We start from the raw sequence: 23989 nt of genomic DNA on the forward strand, positions 1-23989 counted from the left end.
ATGAACAATCTTTTTTCTTTTTAATTTCTAAATGCACAACAGGTGAAAACTATATTTTCAGCACTATGTATCCTGGCCTTCGCGGCGGCTGATGCGCAGGTAGCGATAGGAGCGGGAGCAGTACCCACCAACAACTATGTGAGCATCGAATTCGGTACTGCGGCTCCAGCGGAGCCAAAAGGCATACTTTTGCCAAGGGTAGACTCGGAGGCAGCGGTAAGCTCTGCGGTTGTAGGCACCTTTATTTTTGATGTGGCAACACAGAAGATTAAGTTAGGAACCACTTCAACACCATCAACTGCCTCAACTCCGGGAACTACACACAGTGCATGGTTCGACTACAGCAGCTTTGCGACTACTCCGTCTACGCAATTTGGCAATCCTGCGGGTTATACAGACGCGACAGACGCGACAGTGATAGTTGGAGCCAACAGCACGACAGCCAACGGCATCCTGATATTGGAGACCCCCAATGCAGATACGGCCCCAAAGGCGATGGTGTTGCCGAGGGTAAATGCCTATACGGATATAGTGAACCCTTCCCCTGGAATGATTGTGTACGTAAAAACCAACAAGAGGTTCGCTGTCTACAACGGTAGCCAGTGGTCCTTTTGGGAACCTGCGAACTGATACAGTTATCAAAGTATTGTAATAGAAACAAAGAAACACCTCCAAAGGTAATGCTGGTCGGAAGATTTTCTTCCGGCCTTTTTTATTTTTAATGGTAATTTCTGGTTATTATTTTTGGCAGCTGAAAGCTATATCACTCTGCAAATCTGCTAGGTTTTTAGGAAGTTTTCGACATAAGAAAAAACCGGTATTTATACGTTTACTACGGAGACGATTCAGACTCAACGAGTGAAGAGCAATTAAAACTCCAAGTTCAGGAAAGAGATGTTTTTGACTTACTTAAAATTTTCACATTTTTTAACGCACCTTTCATATGTATATTTTTGCATTTTACGTAAAGATGGTGTATCTTTGCACTCCCTTTGGCGCTAATAATTGTTTGTAAATCTGTAAAATAATGAATATCAACTCTTTCGGATTGATCGGAAGAGGTTTCGTGTTTTATACCTGTACAGCATTTTTTTTCGCCTGAGGAAAACCGAAAAATATTTTGCACTACTCCGTGAAAAGATATACCGGCGTTGCAGTTAGAAAGAGTTTCAGAGCCCAGAGCCCAGAGCCAAGATTTGATACGGAAGAATTTCTGATAGCGCCAAATATCTTCAACTTCCTTCATCTCGAATCTCGAATCTCAGATCTCAGTCCTTTCTGATATTTTTTAAACAACAAAATATTTTTTAACCCAACATCTTTTTTATTACTTTATGAGTAAATCTAAAGCAACAAAAAGCACTTCTGAATTTGCAGCAAAGGAAAGAGTGAACTTTTCTTCGGCAAAAGGGCGTGTAGCGGCTCCGGATTTCCTGGATGTGCAACTGGCATCCTTCAAGGAATTTTTCCAGCTCGATACTCTTCCTGAAAACAGAGTGAACGAAGGCCTTTACAAGACCTTCCAGGAAAACTTTCCGATCACCGACTCCAGAAACCAGTTCGTACTGGAATTCCTGGATTATTTGGTAGACTCGCCGCGTTACTCCATTGATGAGTGTGTGGAAAGAGGCTTAACGTACTCCGTTCCACTGAAAGCGAGACTGAAACTTTACTGTACAGACCCTGAACACGAGGATTTCCAAACGGTAATCCAGGATGTTTACTTGGGGCCGGTTCCGTATATGACGCCTTCCGGGTCGTTCATTATCAACGGGGCTGAACGTGTAATCGTAACCCAGTTGCACAGGTCGCCGGGTGTATTCTTCGGTCAGACTTACCACGCAAACGGTACCAAACTTTACTATTCCAGAATTATCCCTTTCAAAGGATCTTGGATGGAATTTACTACGGACATCAACAACGTCATGTATGCGTACATTGACCGTAAAAAGAAGTTACCTCTAACAACGCTTTTAAGAGCCATCGGCTACGAATCCGATAAGGATATCCTTCAGATTTTCGACCTTGCAGAAGAAGTGAAAGTTTCCAAGGCATCTCTGAAAAAAGTAGAGGGAAGAACTTTGGCGGCGAGAGTTTTGAACACCTGGTTCGAAGATTTCGTGGACGAAGATACAGGTGAAGTGGTTTCTATCGAAAGAAACGAAATCATCCTTGAAAGAGAAACCGTTCTTGAAAAAGAACACATCGATATTATTCTGGATGCCGGTGTTAAGTCAATCTTGATTCACAAAGAAAATTCAAACGAATTCTCTATCATTCAGAATACATTACAGAAAGACCCTACAAACTCTGAAAAAGAGGCTGTAGAGTACATCTACCGTCAGTTGCGTAACGCAGATCCACCTGATGAGGAAACGGCAAGAGGAATCATTGAAAAACTGTTCTTCTCAGAGCAGCGTTATTCTTTAGGTGAGGTAGGGCGTTACCGTCTGAATAAAAAATTAGGTTTAAATATTCCTGAAACGACTGAAGTCCTTACCAAAGACGACATCATCGCCATCGTGCGCCACCTGATCGAGTTGGCAAATTCAAAAGCGGAAGTTGATGATATCGACCACCTTTCCAACAGAAGAATCAAGACTGTTGGCGAGCAGTTGGCAGGTCAGTTCGGTGTTGGTCTTTCCAGAATTGCAAGAACCATCCGCGAGAGAATGAACGTGCGTGATAACGAGATTTTCACGCCGGTTGATTTGGTTAATGCTAAAACTTTAACTTCAGTAATCAACTCGTTCTTTGGTACTAACCAACTTTCTCAGTTCATGGACCAAACGAACCCGCTTTCAGAAATCACTCACAAGAGAAGACTGTCTGCATTGGGGCCTGGCGGTCTTTCAAGAGAAAGAGCAGGTTTCGAGGTACGGGACGTTCACCATACACACTACGGAAGAATCTGTCCGATTGAAACTCCGGAAGGGCCAAACATCGGTTTGATTTCTTCTTTGGGTATCTATGCTAAAATCAACAACTTAGGTTTCATTGAAACACCATACAGAAAAGCAGAAAACGGTAAAATTAATCTAAATGAAGAGCCAATTTACCTGAATGCTGAAGATGAAGAGGCCAAAGTGATCGCTCAGGCAAACGTTGAGATGAATGATGACGGTACGATTGCTACCGAAAGGGTAATTGCGCGTTTGGATGGTGACTATCCGGTAGTTGAACCCAACCAGGTTGACCTTATCGACGTAGCACCGAACCAGATTTCCGGTATTTCCGCTTCTCTTATTCCGTTCCTTGAGCATGATGATGCGAACCGTGCATTGATGGGATCCAACATGATGCGTCAGGCCGTTCCGTTATTGAAGCCTGAGGCTCCAATCGTTGGTACAGGGCTTGAAAAACAGGTCGCGAAAGACTCCAGAATTTTGATTAATGCAGAAGGTAACGGTGTTGTAGAATATGTAGATGCAGACAAAATCGTCATCAAATACGAAAGAAGCGAGGATGAAGACATCGTAAGCTTCGAATCTGCAACTAAAACTTACAATCTTACCAAGTTCAGAAAAACCAACCAAAGTACTACCATTACACTTCGCCCGAACGTAAGAGTTGGCGATAAAGTGGTTGAAGGGCAGGTGCTTTGCGACGGTTATGCTACTGAAGACGGTGAATTGGCACTGGGTAGAAACCTTGTTGTAGCGTTCATGCCTTGGAAGGGATACAACTTCGAGGATGCGATTGTAATCAACGAAAAGGTTGTTCGTGAGGACTGGTTTACTTCCATCCACGTAGATGAATATTCACTTGAAGTTCGCGATACCAAATTAGGTATGGAAGAACTTACTGCTGATATCCCTAACGTGTCCGAAGAGGCTACAAAAGACCTTGATGAAAACGGGATGATCCGTATTGGTGCTGAGGTGAAGCCTGGCGATATCATGATCGGTAAGATCACGCCAAAAGGTGAATCTGACCCGACGCCGGAAGAAAAACTTCTTCGTGCGATCTTCGGTGATAAAGCCGGTGATGTGAAAGATGCTTCGTTGAAAGCCGACTCTTCATTGAGAGGTGTGGTTATCGACAAGAAACTTTTTTCCAGAAACATCAAGGATAAAAAGAAAAGAGCTGAAGAAAAGCTTAAACTTGAGGAAATCGAAAACAGCTACAAAGCGAAATTCGATGATTTAAGGAATACGTTAATCGAAAAACTGAACACTTTAGTAAGCGGTAAAACTTCACAGGGGGTAAACAACGACCTGAACGAAGAAATTATCGGTAAAGGGGTGAAATTCACGCTGAAACTGCTTCAGTCTATCGACGATTATGTAAACGTAAGCGGTGCCGACTGGACTGTTGATGCAGACAGAAACGACCTGATTAAGCAGTTGATCCACAACTATAAAATTAAATACAACGATATCGCCGGAGTTAAAAACCGTGAGAAATTCGCAATTTCAATCGGGGACGAACTTCCTGCAGGTATTATGAAACTGGCTAAAGTTTACATTGCTAAGAAACGTAAACTGAACGTTGGGGATAAGATGGCAGGACGTCACGGTAACAAAGGTATCGTTTCACGTATCGTTCGTGAAGAAGATATGCCGTTCCTTGAGGATGGAACCCCTGTTGATATCGTACTGAACCCGCTTGGGGTACCATCCCGTATGAACATCGGCCAGATCTACGAAACGGTTCTTGGCTGGGCAGGTAAAAAACTGGGAATGAAGTTCGCAACGCCAATCTTCGACGGTGCGTCTCTTGAGCAGATTACTGAATACACAGACCAGGCAGGTCTTCCGAAATTCGGAAACACTTATCTGTACGACGGTGGAACCGGTGAAAGATTCACTCAGCCGGCAACGGTTGGTGTGATTTACATGCTGAAACTCGGCCACATGGTTGATGACAAGATGCACGCAAGATCAATCGGTCCATACTCACTCATTACACAGCAGCCGCTTGGAGGTAAAGCACAGTTTGGTGGTCAGCGTTTTGGTGAGATGGAGGTTTGGGCACTTGAAGCATTCGGTGCATCCAACATCCTGAGAGAAATCTTGACCGTTAAGTCTGATGACGTGATTGGTAGAGCGAAAACTTACGAAGCCATCGCCAAAGGTGAAGCAATGCCGGAACCGGGAATTCCTGAATCGTTCAACGTATTGTTGCACGAGCTTCAGGGTCTTGGATTGGACGTGAGACTTGAGGAATAATAGACACGAGATACGAGACACGAGATGCAAGACCTATTAATCTTGACTCTCGGCTCTTGGTTCTTTTAATCTTAAAAAACAAAAAATGTCAAATAAAAATAAATCAAGCAGATTTAGCAAAATCACCATCGGTTTGGCTTCACCGGAATCAATCCTTCAGGAATCCAGAGGAGAAATTCTGAAGCCGGAAACCATCAACTACAGAACGCACAAGCCGGAAAGAGACGGTTTGTTCTGCGAGAAAATCTTCGGCCCTGTGAAGGATTACGAATGTGCCTGCGGTAAATACAAGCGTATCCGTTATAAAGGGATCGTGTGCGACCGTTGTGGTGTGGAAGTAACCGAGAAAAAAGTACGTCGCGAGAGAATTGGCCACATCAATCTGGTAGTTCCTATCGCGCATATCTGGTATTTCCGTTCATTGCCGAACAAAATCGGTTACCTTTTGGGCTTGCCGTCCAAAAAACTGGATATGATTATCTATTATGAAAGATATGTCGTAATTCAGCAGGGTATGGCGAAAAAAGCCGACGGTTCCGATTTCGACGAAATGGAATTCCTTACAGAAGAAGAATATCTGGATGTTCTGGAAACACTTCCTGTGGAAAACCAGTATCTTGACGATTCTGACCCGAACAAATTCATCGCGAAGATGGGTGCAGAAGCCGTTGAAGAATTATTAAAAAGAATCGACCTTGATGCCCTGTCTTTCGATTTGAGACACAAGGCACACAACGAAGGTTCTAAACAAAGAAGAACAGAGGCATTGAAGCGTCTTAACGTTGTCGAAGCACTTCGTGGGGCCAACACAAGAATGATCAACCGTCCGGAATGGATGGTGATGAGAGTTCTTCCGGTTATTCCGCCGGAATTGAGACCTCTTGTTCCGTTGGATGGGGGTCGTTTTGCAACTTCCGATTTGAATGACCTTTACAGAAGAGTAATCATCCGTAACAATCGTTTGAAGAGACTTTTGGAAATTAAAGCTCCGGAAGTAATCTTAAGAAACGAGAAGCGTATGCTTCAGGAAGCGGTAGATTCACTGTTCGATAATACAAGAAAATCATCAGCCGTAAAATCTGAATCCAACAGGCCTTTGAAATCACTTTCTGATTCACTGAAAGGTAAACAAGGTCGTTTCCGTCAGAACCTTTTGGGTAAAAGGGTTGACTACTCTGCACGTTCGGTAATTGTTGTAGGGCCAAACCTTCAACTTCACGAGTGCGGTATCCCGAAAGATATGGCTGCGGAATTGTACAAACCGTTCATCATCAGAAAATTGATTGAAAGAGGAATTGTAAAAACCGTAAAATCAGCAAAAAGAATCATCGACAGAAAAGAGCCTGTGGTGTATGATATCCTTGAAAATGTGATGAAAGGCCATCCGGTTCTTCTGAACAGGGCACCTACGCTTCACAGATTGGGTATTCAGGCATTCCAGCCGAAAATGATCGAAGGCAAGGCAATTCAGTTGCACCCGTTGGTAACTACGGCCTTCAACGCCGACTTCGACGGTGACCAGATGGCGGTTCACTTGCCGCTTGGTCCGGAAGCAATTCTGGAAGCACAACTTTTGATGTTAGGTTCTCAAAATATTTTGAACCCGGCAAACGGTTCTCCGATTACTGTTCCTTCACAGGACATGGTTCTTGGTCTTTATTTCATGACCAAAGAAGCGTCTTCAACAGAAGATTACAAAGTAAAAGGTGAAGGTTTGGCATTCTACTCTCCGGAAGAAGCAGAAATTGCTTACGCTGAAGGAAAAGTTTCTCTGAACGCTAAAGTAAGATGCCGCTTACCTATAAAAGAAGAAGGAGAACTGGTAACCAAACTGATTGAAACTACGGTTGGTAGAATCCTCTTCAACCAAATCGTACCGAAAGAAGTTGGTTTCATCAACGAACTTTTAACTAAAAAATCATTGAGAAACGTTATCGGTAGAATTCTTGCCGATACAAACTTCCCAACTACGGTGAAGTTTCTTGATGATATGAAAGATTTAGGATATTCTAACGCTTTCAAAGGCGGTCTTTCCTTCTCATTGGGAGATATTGTAATTCCGGAAGAGAAGAAAACGATGATTGCCAACGCGGTAGAAAATGTTGACGAAATTAAGGCCAACTATAATATGGGTCTTATCACAGATACAGAACGTTACAACCAGGTAATCGACGTTTGGACGAATACCAACGCCGGTCTTACTGAAATGATCATGAGCAGAATGAAAACCGACCAGGGCGGATTCAACTCTGTGTATATGATGCTGGATTCCGGTGCGAGGGGTTCCAAAGAGCAGATTCGTCAGCTGTCCGGTATGCGTGGTTTGATGGCGAAGCCACAGAAAGCCGGCTCTACCGGTGCTGAAATTATCGAAAACCCGATTGTAGCAAACTTTAAAGAAGGTCTTTCCATCCTTGAGTACTTTATTTCTACTCACGGTGCGCGTAAAGGTCTTGCCGATACCGCTCTTAAAACTGCCGATGCCGGTTATTTGACCAGAAGGCTTGTGGATGTTGCGCAGGATGTCATCATTACAGAAGACGACTGTGGAACTTTGAGAGGAATTGAAGTTTCTGCACTGAAGAAAAACGACGAAATCGTAGAAAGGCTTTCCGAAAGAATTTTGGGTAGAGTTTCTCTTCACGATGTATATCACCCGGAAACGGATGAACTGTTGGTTCATGCAGATGAGATCATCAACGAAGCACTGGCTAAATCTCTTGAGACTGCCGGTATCGAAACCGTTGAGGTTCGTTCACCATTAACCTGTGAAGCTAAAAAAGGTATCTGTGCGAAATGTTACGGTAGAAACCTTGCAACAGGTAAACCAATCCATATGGGTGAAGCTGTGGGTGTTATTGCAGCACAGTCCATCGGTGAACCTGGTACACAGCTGACGCTGAGAACTTTCCATCAGGGTGGTACTGCAGGTAACGTTTCTGAAAATCCTTCCATCGTTGCTCGTAGAGACGGTATCGTGGAAATGGATGAGGTAAGAACTGTAACCTCAGAAAACGAATTTGGTGAGAAACAGGAAGTTGTGGTTTCACGTTCGACAGAATTTCGTTTGGTGGCTGATAATGAGTTGAGAACACCGCTGATGGTGGCCAACATTCCTTACGGTTCAGCACTTTCTGTAAAACCTGGTGACAAAGTGAAAAAAGGCGACCTTATTGCAAAATGGGATCCTTATAACGCCGTTATCATTGCAGAATCTGCCGGTAAAGTGAAATATGAAGACATCATCCAGGGCGTTTCATTCCAGTTGGAAATCGACGAGCAAACAGGATTCGAAGAGAAAGTAATTTCTGAATCTAGAAATAAAAAGGCCGTTCCTACATTAAGAGTGGTAGATACCAAGGGTGAAGAACTGAAAGCATACAACTTGCCGGTAGGTGCGCACTTAATGGTTAATGACGGTGAGAAAATCAAGGCTGGTAAAGTCCTGATTAAAATACCAAGAAAATCTGCAAAAGCAGGGGATATCACAGGTGGTCTTCCGAGAGTTACCGAATTGTTTGAGGCGAGAAACCCTTCAAACCCTGCGGTAGTAACGGAAATCGACGGTGTAGTTTCTTACGGAAAAATCAAGAGAGGTAACCGCGAGTTAATCGTAGAAGCCAAAACCGGAGAAAGAAAGATTTATTTGGTAAAACTTTCAAACCAGATTTTGGTACAGGAAAACGACTTCGTAAGAGCAGGTTCGCCGCTTTCCGACGGATCCGTTACTCCGGATGACATCCTTAAGATTAAAGGCCCAACTGCAGTGCAGGAATATTTGGTGAATGAAATTCAGGAAGTTTACCGTTTACAGGGTGTGAAAATCGATGACAAGCACTTCGAAATCATCGTAAGACAGATGATGACCAAAGTAGAAATCGTGGACGCCGGCGATACTCAGTTCCTTGAAGGTGCCCTTGAACACAAATACGATTTCCTGGAAGAAAACAACAGAATCTTCGGAATGAAGGTTGTAACCGAAGCCGGTGATTCCAAGGAATTCAAGCCAGGACAGATGATTACAGCACGTGAACTTAGAGACGAAAACTCTAAACTGAAACGTGAAGACCTGCAATTGGTGGAGGTAAGAGAAGCACTCCCTGCTACAGCAACACCTGTACTTCAGGGGATTACAAGAGCAGCTCTACAAACCAAGTCCTTCATGTCTGCAGCATCGTTCCAGGAAACTACAAAAGTTCTGAACGAAGCCGCTGTAGCCGGAAAAGTAGACGAACTGAACGGTCTGAAAGAAAACGTTATTGTAGGACACAGAATTCCTGCAGGAACGGGTCTTAAAGAATACCAGAATGTAATCGTAGGTTCTAAGAAAGAATTCGAAGACATCAATTAAGCAATTATAGATTTTAGATTATGAATTTTAAATTGAATTCATAGTCTAAAATCCTTTTAAAATCTAAAATTTATAATTTAAAATATTAAAAAAACATGGACAACAATCAAAATCCACAGGACGGAAACATCAACATTCAACTAAACGAAATGGTAGCAGCAGGTGTATACTGCAACCTTGCTTTGGTAAACCACTCACCATCTGAATTCGTTTTAGATTTCATCCAGCTGATGCCAGGAGTACAGCAGGCCAACGTAAGATCAAGAGTAATCTTAGCTCCGCTTCACGCGAAGAGAGTGCTTACCGCGCTTCAGCAGAACATCGCAAACTACGAGCAGCAGTTTGGCGAAATCAAAGAAGTTGAGCCTTTCGTAATTGGACAGAACAATAACGTGCAGGCTTAATTAAAAGCCTAAAAAAAACGGTCCCCAGCCAATTTTGGTTGGGGATTTTTTATTGGGTTTAAATGTTTTTGCTGAAGATCGAAATTGCTTAAAATACTGCCATTTCAGAGTTAAAGAATCCTCAAATCAAGAATTTTCTTTTCTTCCAGAAAACCCTCGAGGAGATCATTTTCGTTGACCTTGCCCACACCTTCAGGGGTTCCGGTGAAAATGATGTCGCCCACTCTGAGGGTGAAGTACTGCGAAACAAACCTGATGATGTCATCAAACCCAAACATCATATTTTTGGTGTTTCCGTCCTGCACTTTTTCTTTGTTTTTGAGCAATGAAAAATCCAGATTCTGCAAGTCGAATTCGTTTTTATTATAAAAATTGCTGATGACTGCCGAACCGTCAAACCCTTTCGCCAGTTCCCATGGCAACCCTTTGCTTTTCAACTCGCTTTGCAGGTCGCGCGCCGTAAAATCAATACCCAGGCCGATTTCATCATAATGTTTATGCGCATTTTCTTTTTGGATGTATTTCCCGCCTTTTGAGATTTTTAAAATTACTTCGAGCTCGTAATGCACATCTGTTGAAAATTCAGGAATGTAGAAATCATTACCTTTCAAAACTGCTGTGTCCGGTTTCATAAAAATTACCGGTTTGTCGGGAATCTCGTTACCCAGCTCCTTAGCATGTTCGCTATAGTTTCTTCCTATGCAGATCAGTTTCATATTTAATAATATTCTATAATTCTTGTTGAAAAGGAACTTACTTTTCCGTTTACCAATTCCGTTCTTTCGATCCAGTTATCTTTTTTATCATATTTGTATGTGAACACACTTTTATGCGTGTTGCCATTTGAAAAATGGGCAGTACTTTCTATAATGTCACATTTCTTGTTCAAAATATTCGATGTTGTCAAATTATGAATTGTCTGTTGCTTAGGGTAGTGACATTTTCCGTAATACTCTGATTTTATTTTAACTGTATCTGTTTTTCCCTTTGAAAAAATAATTTCTGTAGATTCAATAATTCTGTATTTGCTGTCGTAAATGAATTCTCCTTTTGTTATTTCTTTTTCATTATCAATTGATAATTCAGAAACTAAATATTCTTTATTTTTTAATTTGGTGTAAGTTGACTTCTCTATAAAACTGTCAGCATCTTTTTGTATAATCACCGTGTCGTGTGCATACTTAAATGTAGTACGGGCTTTTAGTTCTTCCATAGAAATTGGCCTGTCGAAGCGGTCATACGCAATTTTTTTAAAGGACATATGTTTTGGCTTGTCATCATCTTTTGAGTTCAAGTACTCTATATCTGTTAAATTACCTTTTTTGTTGAAGGTAAATTTGCTGATGCGCTTATAGTTCTCTCTTCCAGTAAATTCTGCTGTTTCTGTAACTTTATAAACCCCATTTTTTAGATTTAAACGCGTGGAATCATGCCCATATTGATAGGAATATTGCGCTGAAATGCTCAAAAATAAAAATGTAAGACAAACAAAAAGAAATTTTTTCATGATAATCAAAACCGGCTTTTTAACTGAATTTTGGTTAAAACCTTCTTCGTATAAAGAGGAAAATCCGCATTCTGAATCCAGCCGTAATAGCCCAGATCCTTCTGAAATACGTCCTTCACGCGGTGGCCTTTGTATTTACCGAAAGTAAAAACTTCTTTCTCCTCATCATCAAAAGCGATGAAACCAGCCAGATCGGCAAAACGGTTGTGGTACGAGAATTCACTCAGTCCGGCAATATCATTCGGCAGTTCATCGTAGTGGGCAACCTGTGCATCTAAAACTTCAAAAGTAGCCAATACATCCGCCTCGGCGGAGTGGGCGTTTTCAAGCGTTTTTCCGCAGTAGAAATTATAAGCGGCGGTCAGATTTCTTGGTTCCATTTTATGGAAAATTGTTTGGGCGTCCACCAGTTTGAATTTACTCAAATCGAAATCAACCCCTGCGCGAAGAAGTTCTTCGGCCAAAAGCGGTACATCGAAACGATTTGAATTAAAACCACCTAAATCACTTCCGGAAATCATTTCCATAATTTTCGGGGCAATTTCTTTAAAGGTTGGTGCGTCTTTTACATCGTCATCAGTAATGCCGTGCACAGCTGTAGATTCTTTCGGAATATACATCTCAGGATTCACAAGCCAGGTTTTGCTTTCTCGTGACGCGTCTGGATTTACTTTCAGAATGCAGATTTCGACGATGCGGTCTTTTGCGACGTTCGTACCCGTGGTTTCAAGGTCAAATACGCAGAGCGGTTTATGGAGTTTTAAGTTCATTAATGTTTAGGTTTGAGATTCGAGATTTGATATTCAAGATTGAAACTGTACAAAATAATTTGAAATTTCAAACATCAAATTTCAGATTACGTAATTTGTTTTTGAAAAACCAGTGATACCAAAATGTAATAAACAATCACAATCGGGATCCCCACAGTTTTAAATAGCAGTAAAATGATTATTCCGCCGGCCAGTAAGGCGATTTTCGGCATATTATCCCGAACTGTCATCGATTTGAATTTCATTGAGATCATTTTAATCGGCGAGACCAGAAGCCACGAACTCAACAAGGTCAAAAGTACCATAAAAAGCGGCGTCGCACGTAAAAAACTGTAACTTCCGACTTCATTCAATACGTAGTATAAACCAAAAATCAGGATGGTATTGCTCGGGGTATTTAATCCTTTAAAATAATATTTCTGGTCTTCATCAATATTGAAGATTGCCAGTCTCAGGCAAGAGAAAACGGTTATTAAAAGCCCCAGATATTTAATTTCAAAAGGCATCTGAAGACCTAAAAACTCCGTCCCGAAGGGTTGCAGCATTTTGTACATCGCCACGCCCGGCAAAAGGCCAAAACTCACCATATCTGCCAAAGAATCCAGCTGAACACCGAGACTGGAGTTCGATTTCAGCGCCCGTGCCACAAACCCATCAAAAAAATCAAGGATTAATGAGAGGATGATGCACAAGCCCGCAGTTTTGTAATCCCCATCGAGAAGGTGAATAACGCCGATGCTGCCCGAAAAAAGGTTCGCGAGAGTGAATATATTGGCGAGGTTGTTTCTTAAAAAAATCATAGCGGGTCAGTAGTTTTCAAATTTAATGTTCTTATCTGAAAGAAAAGTCCCAAAAGTGAAAAAAAAGCAGTAATTACCGTGAAAAGCAGCGACGCGGATACTGAATAAGCCGGATTGAAATCAAAATATTTGGCCGCCTGAAAGAAAAGCATTTCGCGGACACCAATGCCGGCAAAAGATATCAAACTGAGAATGGAGCTCGCCAGAAAGAGCAGCGAATAATGCACAAATCCGTTTTCTACACCGATACTTTTAAGTAAAAAAATAAAACAAAAAATTTGTAAAGCCTGTACTATAAGGGAGAATCCCAACCCTTTCAAATAAATTTTTTTAAAGTCCCGGAACATTTTAGCTGTTAAAAAATATCCGGCAACCAATCCCAAAATGCTAAGTCCCAGCACATGAAATTTGAATTCCGGCAATGATATGAGGCTTAACATACAAATGATTATACAAATGGCAATAAGCCCGCTCAGCCGGTCATTGAAAAGTGATGAAGTAAGTTTTCGCGAACTCCAGCCGAATTTTTTGTTGAGGAGGTAAATTTTATATGCATCGCCGCCGATTCCGCCCGGTATAAAAAAATTATAAAACATACCCAGAAAGTAAAGTTCAAGGTTGCTCTTGAAACTCAGGTTGAAATTTGCAGCAGTAAAGTAAAGTTCCAGGCGCTTTGCAGACACGATTTGAGAAAGCAGAAAAAGAATTGCAGCAGCAGCGAGGTAAGCAACATTTACATTTTTCCACAAAGCCGCCACCGCACTAAACGGGATTTTGGTGAACACAAAGTACAGCAAAACTATGCTGATCATTATTTTGCCGGCATTGAGAAGTGCTTTCCTAATCCTCGTTTTTTCCAAAAGTGGTAATTTTTCTGATGTTGAAAGGGCGCTTGTTCTGTGATTCAAAATAGGTCTTCATCAGCATATCCACAATGATACCCGTTGTAAAAAGCTGAATACCGATAAATACCAGAAGAACGCCGAGAATTAGCAGCGGTCTTCCGCCAATTTGCTGGCCTAAAAGTTTGATTACCAGTAAATAAATATTAATAATCATCCCGAGAGTAAAAGCCAGAAGTCCAATATTTCCGAAAAGATAAATCGGTTTCGAGAGGTATTTCTGATTAAAAAGAACCAACAGTAAGTCATTGATGACCTTGAAGGTACGGTTCATCCCATATTTGGAAACGCCGTGCTGTCTTGGATGGTGCTTTACCGGCATTTCTGCGATTTTTGCACCGTTAAGGTGTGCCATCAGACTGATGAAACGGTGGTTTTCGCCGTATAAATTAAGGTCTTTGGCGGTATCGTTTGTAAACACTTTCAGCGCGCACCCTTGATCTGAAATATGGAGTTTTGTCGATTTTTTAATAATGAAATTGGCAATTTTTGATGGAATGGTTCTCACGGATGAGTCTTTCCTTTTCTCACGGTTGCCCACTACAAGATCATATTCGCCATCCTCCAACAGTTTTACCATCGCTGGGATATCGGACGGATCGTTCTGTAAATCGCCGTCCATTGTAATAATGTAATCGCCGGTAGCATAATCGAATCCCGCCATCATTGCAGAACTTTGGCCGTAATTTTTTTTCAGCTGGATCAGAACGACGTTTGGGTCATTCTTCTCTTTTATTTGCTGTACAGTACGGTCTTTAGAGAAATCGTCAATCAGGATCAGTTCGTACCTGTAGCCCCGCATGGCATCTTTTATTTTGTCCATCAGCAGCCCCGCGTTGCCTTCCTCATTATACATTGGGATGACGATAGAGTAGAATTTGTTGGGATTCATTCGTTAGTTTTGAATTGCTAAATTTGCATTCGCAATATTTTCTGCAAAATTACTAAAAAACTATCTACCGCATGGCTCAGGACACGCTGCTTAGCAACCGTCAACTGATTTTCTTATATATCGGATTTGCAATCGTTTACATCTCCGGGCTGTTTATTCCACTGATGCAGAACGATTCGGCGCAGCATGCTACAATGGCGATGAGAATGGCACTGAACAATGATTTTCTTAATATCTATAAGGGCGATAATCCTTACCTCGACAAGCCGCATATGCATTTCTGGCTTGCCGCCGTTTCGATGAAGTTGTTTGGGATTAATCCTGTTGCTTACCGCATTCCGGCACTGCTTTGCCTGGCTTTGGGTGCTTTTTCTACAAAAAAACTCGCTGAATTACTTTATGGGAATAAAAATTTAGGGCATACCGCAGCATTGATGTTTCTTTCAGCGCAAACTGTCATTCTTTCAGCTCACGATGTACGTACTGATGCGGTTTTGACGGGCTTTGTGATTTTTGCAATATGGCAGTTTGTAAAATTTATCAAAACCCAAAAATTGGTTTTCGTGGTTTTGGCAGGCTTGGGAACGGCGGTTGCATTCTCATCAAAAGGGCTGATGACACTGGTGATTATTTCTTTCAGTGTGTTTGCGTACCTGCTTTATTCCAGGGAATGGACGAGGTTTTTCAATTTTAAAATCATTGCGGGTGCGGTTAGCTTTGCTGTTGGGGTTTCACCCATGCTTTATGCGTACCACCATCAGTTTGGTGTGGACGGTATTAAGTTTATTCTTCTTGGGCAAAGCGTGGCGAGGATGACCGGCGACGGTTTCGCGGCTACCAATTCAGATTACCTGTTCTTTTTCCATACCCTGCTTTGGGCTTTCCTGCCGTTTTCGCTGCTGTTTTATGTTGGTGTTTTCGATCGGACGAAGTTTTTTATCACTTCTAAATTCAAAAAAAAAATAGGCGCAGAGTTCCTTACTTTAGGTGCGTTTTGGATGGTGATGGTGGTTTTCAGCTTCTCAAAATTTAAGCTTCCGCATTATTTGAATGGATTAATTCCGGTGTTGGCCATTTTTACGGCTGCTTATCTTTTTCACCTTTACAGAAACAGAGAAAACAAGAAAATCAAAATTCTCTGGATTATTCAACTGGTTGTGATTTTTACTTCAATCATCGGTTTAGGGCTTTTAATTAATTCATTTACCGGTATTCCTTATATCGGAATGTATATGCTCACTGCAGTGGTTTTTGCTCTTTTGCTTTATAGAATTTTTGGTACTGAGAACCTTTTCAGCAAATATGCGTATGTTTCAGCGCTTTTTGCAATTGCTGTCAATCTTTTCCTCAATACTCAGTTTTATCCGGTGTTGACTCAATATCAGGGGAGCATAAAACTTGCCGAATATGTAAACAGTCATCGGCTTGCCAAGCAAAATATCTACATGCTCACGAACGATGAAGCCTGGGCTTTTGATTTTTATACCAAACAAAATACACCTCGGATTGAACAAGTTGATCTGAAACCTGGAAATTTAGTTGTGGTTTATGATGGCGCACTGAAAGATTTTAAAAGGCCTTACGAGATTGTGAGCTCTGCAGATAATTTCCGGATCACCAAACTTTCGCTCAAATTTCTCGATCCGGCCAGGAGGCCAGGCCAACTTTCTAAAATTTATCTGATTAAAATAAAAGGGTAAGAAATTAAATGATTGTTTAATTTTTTAAAACCCTGTCACTGCGCAAATATTGCTATGAAGCAGATAATAATTTATTTGGTGTTTAACTTTTTTTAATTACTTTTATCTAATAGAAAATTATATTAATAAAATAAATTAAAATTACATGAAAAAAATGTTATTTGCTTTTATAGCACTATTTTTTGCCACCTTCTCTTTCGCGCAAATTGAGGGAAAATGGAAAACCATTGATGACGAGACTGGTAAACCAAAATCTATCGTAGAGATTTTCAAAAAATCAGACGGTAAATATTATGGCAGAATCTCACAGTTATTGATTAAGCCTGAAAACAACAACTGTGTAAAATGTAAAGACGACAGGAAAAACAAGCCGCTGGTTGGCCTGGAAGTCATCAGAGGGCTGAAAAAAGACGGTAACGAATTCACTGGCGGTACCATTACTAACCCGAAGGACGGAAAAACCTACAACACAGCTGTTGTAAGAAACGGTAACACGCTTGCAGTGAAAGCGATTGTTTTGGGAATTGCAGTTAAAACCCAAACCTGGCACCTGGTAAAATAACGGTCTTTTAACAAGTCAATTAATAAAAAGGCAGTTCAGTAATGGGCTGCTTTTTTATTTTTTTTTAATTAAAAATCTGCCGGTATTTTTTATTCATTAAATACTAAATCAATCAAATTAAATTCATTAATTTTGTGGTCTTAAAAAAATTAAACAAACATGGCAGAATATACTTTTCGCGAGGTTATTGCACAGGCAATGAGCGAGGAAATGCGCAAAGACGAATCCATTTATTTAATGGGTGAGGAAGTTGCAGAATACAACGGTGCTTATAAGGCGTCCAAAGGGATGCTGGCAGAATTCGGACCGAAAAGAGTTATCGATACCCCAATTGCAGAACTTGGATTTGCAGGGATTTCGGTAGGTGCTGCGATGAACGGAAACAGGCCGATCGTGGAATTTATGACGTTCAACTTTTCTTTGGTTGGTATCGACCAGATTATCAACAATGCTGCGAAAATCCGTCAGATGAGCGGCGGGCAATGGAACTGCCCAATCGTTTTCCGTGGCCCGACGGCTTCTGCAGGTCAGCTTGGTGCAACACACTCACAGGCTTTTGAAAGTTGGTATGCCAACTGCCCGGGGCTGAAAGTTGTAGTGCCGTCCAACCCTTACGACGCAAAAGGACTTCTGAAAACTGCAATACAGGATAATGACCCGGTAATCTTCATGGAATCTGAGCAGATGTATGGCGATAAAATGGAAATTCCTGATGAGGAATATTATATCCCAATCGGAAAAGCCGACATCAAAAGAGAAGGTAAAGATGTGACTTTGGTTTCTTTCGGAAAAATTATGAAACTGGCGATGCAGGCTGCAGAAGATCTGGAAAAAGAAGGCATCTCCGTTGAAGTTATTGATTTGAGAACTGTTCGTCCGCTGGATTACGACACTGTTTTGGCTTCCGTAAAAAAAACCAACAGACTGGTTGTTTTGGAAGAAGCCTGGCCTTTCGCTTCTGTAGCGTCAGAAATCACTTATATGGTGCAGCAGAAGGCTTTCGATTACTTGGATGCACCGATCAAGAGAATTACAACTCCGGATGCACCGGCACCTTATTCATCTGCACTTTTCGCAGAGTGGTTCCCGAAACTGGAAAAGGTAAAAGAAGAACTTAAAAAAGCGATGTACATCAAAGCTTAGTTTTATTTATTATAGATAGAAGCTCTCGAAAGAGAGCTTTTTTATTTATAAATAATTATAATATTTCAAATAGAGAATTTTACCAATAAACTATCTTTGCGCAAATATTTTTATAAATGGCAACAGATGCACCTGGTCATCATATTGATCTAAAAAAACTTTCTTTTGTAGGGATTCTTGTATCATTGGGAATTGTTTTCGGCGATATCGGTACATCACCGCTTTATGTGATGAAAGCAATTGTGAATGCTTTCAAAGAGGGCTCTAATATGCCTTTCGATGAGTTCATTGAAGGTGCGCTTTCCTGTGTAATATGGACCCTTACTTTGCAAACCACAATCAAGTATGTGGTTATCGCACTTCGGGCCGATAACAAGGGCGAAGGCGGCATTCTGGCACTTTTTTCTCTTGTAAAAAATTTGAAGAAGCGCTGGCTTTATCTTATCGCCATCATTGGTGCATCAGCTTTGGTGGCGGATGGCGTTATTACACCGTCTTTAACGGTGATGTCAGCAATTGAAGGCCTTCAGATCTATAACCCGCATACGCCGGTGGTACTGATCACCTGCGTGATTTTGTTGGTGATATTCTTTGTGCAGCAGTTCGGTACCAGTGTTGTTGGGAAATTTTTCGGGCCCGTGATGGTGGTTTGGTTCCTGGTTCTTGGGGCTATTGGCGGATACCATTTAATGGGTAATTATGAGATTTTAAAAGCTTTCAATCCCTATTACGCCTATAATTTAATCACCCATTCACCCAGTGCAATTATCATTCTTGGGGCAGTTTTCCTCTGTACTACAGGGGCTGAGGCGCTTTACTCCGACCTTGGGCATTGTGGAATCAAGAATATCAGGGTAAGCTGGGTTTTTGTAAAAATTATGCTGATTCTGAATTATTTGGGTCAGGGCGCATGGCTGCTTCAAAATCACGAAAGGGTACAGCAAGAAGGGATTAATCCGTTTTTTGGAATTATGCCTGACTGGATGATTTTACCGGGTATAATTTTGGCAACTGCAGCTGCGATTATTGCTTCACAGGCGTTGATCACAGGCTCCTTCACCATTTTTTCAGAAGCGATGTCGCTTAATTTCTGGCCAAATCAAAAAATAGATTATCCTTCGGGTGTAAAAGGGCAGATGTACATCCCAAGAATCAACTGGGGATTGCTTTTGTTCTGCATTATCGTTGTTGTTTATTTTAAGGAATCCGGCCGAATGGAAGCTGCATACGGGCTTTCAATAACACTTACAATGCTGATGACCACTTTGCTTCTGGCGTTTTGGTTGCTCAAGAAGCGGGTAAACAGGATCTACATTCTTGGTTTTCTCCTCGTTTATCTCGCCATTGAGCTGGGCTTTTTCAGTGCAAACATCATCAAGTTCTTCGAAGGCGGATGGATCACTGTGATTCTCGGTGGATTTATCGGCGTTTGTATGTATGCTTGGTATAACGGAAGGCTGATCAAGACGAAATTCATCAATTTTGTAAAACTTTCCAAGTATGTACCGGTTATCAAAGACCTGAAGCTGGACGTGACCATACCGAAATACGCGACGAACCTGGCGTTTTTAAGCCGTGCCAAAATGGACGACGAAGTGGAGTCCAAGATCATCTACTCTATTTTACGGAAACAGCCCAAAAGAGCGGATCATTATTTTATCCTGAATATCAGAAACCAGGAAGATCCTTACACCTTTAAATATACGGTGGATGAAATTATGCCCGGCACGATCTTCAAAGTAAATTTCCTTCTGGGTTTTAAGGTTGACCGCCGGATCAATGATTATTTTGATGATGTTTTGAAGGATTTAATGGCAGAGGGTATAATTCCGGCATCCAGTCCGCACCCTTCGCTGAGGGCTTACCACATACCGCCCGATTTGAAATATGTGATCATCGACAATACCTATATCAACGATAAACTTTTGACCGTAAAAGAAAAAATAACCCTGAATATCTATAATTTTGTGAAATATATTGGGAGTGACGATTTCAAATCATGGGGAGTTTCACCGCACAACGTGGTGGTGGAATCCGCACCGTTGCTCGATCAGGATATCGTTACGGAGCGAATTCAGCAGGCCGGCTTCAAAAAATATGAATCATAAACCTAAGATCCTCTCCAGCAGAGGATTTTTTCTTTTCTTTAAATTTAAAATTTAAAAAGCGATGAACGTGATACGGCAATTGATGCAGTCTCTTTGTCATTTAATTTTAATAAATTTGTGAACAATTTCACTTTGATGAGCGCACAACAGAAAGAAAGCAGCCATACGGTCATAAAAGAGGTTCTGAAACAGTATCTTCAGGAAAAAGGCTTCCGCAATACACCCGAACGCTATACCATCCTCGAAGAAATCTATAATATGGATCATCATTTCAATGTGGATGACCTCTACCTGCTTATGATGCAGAAAAAATATCACGTTTCCAAAGCTACCATATACAACACCATTGAGATTTTCCTGGACGCGGGTCTCATCCGTAAGCATCAGTTTGGGGAAAAGACCTTAAGCTCATCTTCCTACGAAAAATCATACTTTGATAAACAGCACGACCATTTGGTGATCTACAAAAAAGGTTCAGACAAGGAAATTGAAGAAATCATCGAGTTCTGCGATCCACGGATTCAGGGCATCAAAGACGCTATCGAGCAGGCTTTTGGCGTAAATATTGATTCTCATTCGCTGTACTTTTACGGAACCAAAAAAGATTAATGAAGAACTTTTTCGTACTCTTTCTCTTCGCGGCTGCACAGATGATCCTGGCGCAGATTCCTACGCAGCCAAAAGACCCTTTGGTAAAAGATCCTTTTTTCAATGCCCAGCAGGCAGCAAATTCACAAACGGGAGAGAAAGTTCAGCACATACATTCGGACAAATTCGGTGTTGAGCCCGGCCGTTATAACGGAAACCCTTTTTTTGAGGGTAATGTTCAGTTTCAGCATCAGGGTTCAACCTTAACGGCTGATGTGGTCATTCTTTACCGTGATCAGAATTTCATAAAAGCCATCGGAAACGTAAAACTTCAGAATGCGGACGGCTCCGTAATTACCGCCAATGAGATGGAATATGACGGAAATACCGAGCGCGGAATAGCCCGCGGAAACGTGGTGCTAACGGATCCCAAACAGACCATAAAAACCCAGACACTCTACTACGACCGCCGGACAAACAAGGCGTATTTCAATTCCGGAGGAACGATTACCAGCGACAACAACACCATTTATACCAATTCTGCGACCTATAATATTGCCACCAAAAGCATTGACCTTTCTGGAAGTGTAAAGATTGATAATCCCGAATATTCCGTGGAAGGCAGCCATATTGTGCACAACCAGAACACCAATACTTCTGAATTTTTCGGACCTACAAGAATTACAAATAAAGCAAATCCGTTAAACTACGTTTACACTGAAAAAGGTACTTACAACCAGAATACTAAGGAAGTTTGGCTTTATAGAAATTCTAGGATTCACTATAATAATAAAATTCTGACCGGGGATAAGATGTATTACAACCAGTTTACCGGTTACGGTAAAGCGGAAGGAAATGTAACACTGAATGATCCGCGCGAAAAGCGCTACATCAAAGGGGGATTCGGTGAGATCTGGGAAAAAAAGGATTCCGCGATGATTACTGATAAGCCTTATGCGGTGAAAATCCTGGAAAAGGATTCAATTTATTTTTCGGCCCAAAAAATTCTTGCTTACCAGAAGTTGGATTCAGCCATGCAGAAAAAAAGTTATTTAAGGGCTTTCCGCAAGGGAAGAATGTTCAAATCCAATGCGCAGGCCCGGGCTGATTCAATCAGTTTTAATGAAACCGACGGAATTCTTCACCTCGACGGAAACCCAATCCTTTGGAGCGGTGAAAAACAGGTCACCGGCGACCGGATTGAAGCTTACTTCAATACTGTAAACCAAACTATAGATTCCCTGAAAGTTTTGGGTAATGCCTTTGCGATCAGTAAAGCCGACTCACTGAACGATAAGGACGAATTCAACCAGGTGAAAGGCCGTGTGATGACGGTATATTACGAAAATAATGAGGTGAAACTGGCGCAGGCTTTAGGAAACGCGCAAGCCATAACTTACGCGGATTCTCAGGACGAAAAAACGAATGAAATTGACCGGATTGGTGTTTTGGTTTCTACCTGCGGTACACTCGAAGCTGAATTTGAAGAAAGGAAAATCCAGATTATTTCGTGCAATATCGGTGCGAAATCCAAACTCTATCCAATGTCAAAAATTTCAAAAGAGAACCGGTTTTTTACCGATTTCAACTGGAATACCAAAGACCGTTTACGCAAATGGCAGGATATCTTCGTAGATTCGCCAAATTATCCGGAAGAAGTTTACAAATCCGATGATACACTCTACGACGCCGCACAGAAAGCTTTGGAAGAAGAACGTGCTAAAAATCAGCCGAAAACGCCAAAAAGAGTGAGGAAATAGACAGTTTTTTCTTTTTTTCACCAATTTTCCAAAAGCAAAAGACTTTTACGGTTAAAAAAAATCCCGAACTTTGCGCCATGCAAAAAGAATTTTTTCAATATCAAGCCCAAACTACAAAATTTGCTGCCGGTTTCGAAATAGAAAAAGCAGAAGGAAGCTATATCTACGGTACTGATGGTAAAAAATATCTCGATTTCGTGGCTGGGGTTTCTGCCAATACATTGGGACATTCACATCCAAAAATTGTTTCTGCAATTAAAGAGCAGGCTGATAAATACCTCCATGTGATGGTTTACGGTGAATACGCTCAGGAAATGCCGGTGAAAATTTGCCAGCTTTTAGCAGCAGCAACACCCGAGCCTTTGGAAGTAACCTATCTTGTAAATTCCGGCGCAGAAGCTATAGACGGGAGTTTGAAACTCGCAAAGCGATATACCGGAAGGGAAGAAATTATCTCTTTCAAAAACTCTTATCACGGCAATACACACGGCGCACTTTCGGTTTCGGGGAATGAATATCACAAACGTGAGTTCCGTCCGTTGCTGCCTTTGGTGAATTTCATTGAATTTAATTCGGAAAAAGATTTAGAAAAAATTACTGAAAAAACAGCCTGCGTCATTTTAGAAACCATTCAGGGTGCAGCTGGGTTTTTAGTTCCCGAAAGTAATTATCTCAAAAAACTGAAATCCAGATGCGAGGAAGTGGGCGCACTTTTAATTCTTGATGAAATTCAGCCAGGATTTGGCCGTACGGGAAAGCTGTTCGCTTTCGAACATTTCGGTATTGTTCCCGATATTCTGGTGATGGGCAAAGGTATGGGCGGTGGTGTTCCTGTTGGCGCTTTTATGAGTTCCAGGAAAATCATGGAGACACTGTCGCATTCACCGAAGCTTGGGCACATCACAACTTTCGGCGGAAACCCTCTTATTGCGGCGGCAAGTTATGCGACTCTGAAGGAAGTCCTGGAAAGCGGACTGATGAATGAGGTGGATGAAAAGGAACAGCTCTTCCGTAAACTTCTGGTACATCCGAAAATAAAAAACATCAACGGCCGCGGACTGATGCTCGCTGTCAATCTCGGTTCTCCGGAATACACTTTGGATGTCGCAAAACGCTGTATGGAAAAAGGCCTGATTGTCTTTTGGCAACTTTACAGAAATGAATACCTCAGAATCTCTCCGCCGCTGACAATCAACAAGTCAGAAATTGAAGAAGGCTGCAAAATCATCCTTGAAACCCTGGATGAAGATTGATAAAAAACATATAAAAATCAACTTTTTTCTATTAGTGTAATATAAAATTAATTTATATATTGCGGCACATTAAGAAAA

Annotated in this window: 18 protein-coding genes; 11 read left to right on the forward strand and 7 right to left on the reverse strand. The window is 41.5% G+C overall.

What is annotated here, in order from left to right; translation table 11 throughout:
- The first annotated feature begins 42 nt into the window (after positions 1–42).
- The gene (locus CKV81_RS09960; protein ID WP_095072940.1) at positions 43–630 is read left to right on the forward strand and encodes a hypothetical protein; all 588 of its coding nucleotides are present in this window, start codon (positions 43–45) and stop codon (positions 628–630) included.
- A gap of 253 nt (positions 631–883) precedes the next feature.
- Here the strand turns inward: CKV81_RS09960 and CKV81_RS09965 are convergent, their stop codons facing one another.
- Entirely contained in the window at positions 884–1246 is a 363-nt protein-coding gene (locus CKV81_RS09965; protein WP_095072942.1) for a hypothetical protein, read from the reverse strand.
- Between the two features lie 88 nt (positions 1247–1334).
- Between CKV81_RS09965 and rpoB the strand changes: the two genes are divergently transcribed.
- From rpoB to CKV81_RS09980, 3 genes are all read left to right on the forward strand, one after another.
- The gene (rpoB, locus tag CKV81_RS09970; protein ID WP_095072943.1) at positions 1335–5171 is read left to right on the forward strand and encodes a DNA-directed RNA polymerase subunit beta; all 3837 of its coding nucleotides are present in this window, start codon (positions 1335–1337) and stop codon (positions 5169–5171) included.
- Positions 5172–5256: 85 nt separating this feature from the next.
- Positions 5257–9522 carry a DNA-directed RNA polymerase subunit beta' gene (gene rpoC / locus CKV81_RS09975; protein WP_095072946.1) on the forward strand — a complete coding sequence of 1422 codons (4266 nt, stop codon included), beginning with the start codon at positions 5257–5259 and terminating at the stop codon, positions 9520–9522.
- Positions 9523–9617: 95 nt separating this feature from the next.
- Positions 9618–9926, forward strand: a complete 309-nt coding sequence (locus tag CKV81_RS09980; RefSeq protein ID WP_095072948.1) for a DUF3467 domain-containing protein — start codon at positions 9618–9620, stop codon at positions 9924–9926.
- A 110-nt stretch (positions 9927–10036) separates the two neighbouring features.
- Here CKV81_RS09980 and CKV81_RS09985 read toward each other — a convergent pair whose 3' ends face one another.
- The 6 genes from CKV81_RS09985 to CKV81_RS10010 form a co-directional block, all read right to left on the reverse strand.
- Positions 10037–10642, reverse strand: a complete 606-nt coding sequence (locus CKV81_RS09985; protein WP_095072949.1) for a fumarylacetoacetate hydrolase family protein — start codon at positions 10640–10642, stop codon at positions 10037–10039.
- Between the two features lie 2 nt (positions 10643–10644).
- Positions 10645–11394, reverse strand: coding sequence for a hypothetical protein (locus tag CKV81_RS09990; RefSeq protein WP_157727405.1), 750 nt, complete (start codon positions 11392–11394; stop codon positions 10645–10647).
- A 44-nt stretch (positions 11395–11438) separates the two neighbouring features.
- Complete coding sequence (locus CKV81_RS09995; protein ID WP_095072952.1) at positions 11439–12203, reverse strand: 3'-5' exonuclease; 765 nt, start codon at positions 12201–12203, stop codon at positions 11439–11441.
- Positions 12204–12289: 86 nt separating this feature from the next.
- Entirely contained in the window at positions 12290–13003 is a 714-nt protein-coding gene (locus CKV81_RS10000; RefSeq protein WP_095072954.1) for a CDP-alcohol phosphatidyltransferase family protein, read from the reverse strand.
- Positions 13000–13815, reverse strand: a complete 816-nt coding sequence (locus CKV81_RS10005) for a lysylphosphatidylglycerol synthase transmembrane domain-containing protein (RefSeq protein WP_157727406.1) — start codon at positions 13813–13815, stop codon at positions 13000–13002. Before CKV81_RS10005 ends, CKV81_RS10000 begins: the two co-directional genes overlap by 4 nt.
- A 28-nt stretch (positions 13816–13843) precedes the next feature.
- Positions 13844–14797: a glycosyltransferase family 2 protein gene (locus CKV81_RS10010; protein WP_095072958.1), complete on the reverse strand. Its 954-nt coding sequence runs from the start codon at positions 14795–14797 to the stop codon at positions 13844–13846.
- A 71-nt stretch (positions 14798–14868) separates the two neighbouring features.
- Between CKV81_RS10010 and CKV81_RS10015 the strand changes: the two genes are divergently transcribed.
- The 7 genes from CKV81_RS10015 to CKV81_RS10045 all read left to right on the forward strand — a co-directional run bounded on the left by CKV81_RS10015 (position 14869) and on the right by CKV81_RS10045 (position 23911).
- The gene (locus CKV81_RS10015) at positions 14869–16497 is read left to right on the forward strand and encodes an ArnT family glycosyltransferase (RefSeq protein WP_095072960.1); all 1629 of its coding nucleotides are present in this window, start codon (positions 14869–14871) and stop codon (positions 16495–16497) included.
- Positions 16498–16642: 145 nt separating this feature from the next.
- Positions 16643–17059 (forward strand): DUF2147 domain-containing protein, encoded by a 417-nt coding sequence (locus tag CKV81_RS10020; RefSeq protein ID WP_095072962.1) that lies wholly within the window; start codon positions 16643–16645, stop codon positions 17057–17059.
- 159 nt (positions 17060–17218) lie between these two features.
- Positions 17219–18202, forward strand: coding sequence for a pyruvate dehydrogenase complex E1 component subunit beta (locus tag CKV81_RS10025; protein WP_095072964.1), 984 nt, complete (start codon positions 17219–17221; stop codon positions 18200–18202).
- 116 nt (positions 18203–18318) lie between these two features.
- Positions 18319–20310 carry a KUP/HAK/KT family potassium transporter gene (locus CKV81_RS10030; RefSeq protein ID WP_095072966.1) on the forward strand — a complete coding sequence of 664 codons (1992 nt, stop codon included), beginning with the start codon at positions 18319–18321 and terminating at the stop codon, positions 20308–20310.
- 135 nt (positions 20311–20445) lie between these two features.
- Positions 20446–20919: a Fur family transcriptional regulator gene (locus CKV81_RS10035; RefSeq protein WP_095072967.1), complete on the forward strand. Its 474-nt coding sequence runs from the start codon at positions 20446–20448 to the stop codon at positions 20917–20919.
- Complete coding sequence (locus CKV81_RS10040; RefSeq protein WP_095072970.1) at positions 20919–22658, forward strand: OstA-like protein; 1740 nt, start codon at positions 20919–20921, stop codon at positions 22656–22658. Before CKV81_RS10035 ends, CKV81_RS10040 begins: the two co-directional genes overlap by 1 nt.
- Positions 22659–22735: 77 nt before the next feature.
- Complete coding sequence (locus CKV81_RS10045; RefSeq protein WP_095072974.1) at positions 22736–23911, forward strand: aspartate aminotransferase family protein; 1176 nt, start codon at positions 22736–22738, stop codon at positions 23909–23911.
- Positions 23912–23989: the final 78 nt, after the last annotated feature.

This window comes from Chryseobacterium taklimakanense, assembly GCF_900187185.1.
GTDB classification, from domain to species: Bacteria; Bacteroidota; Bacteroidia; order Flavobacteriales; family Weeksellaceae; genus Planobacterium; species Planobacterium taklimakanense.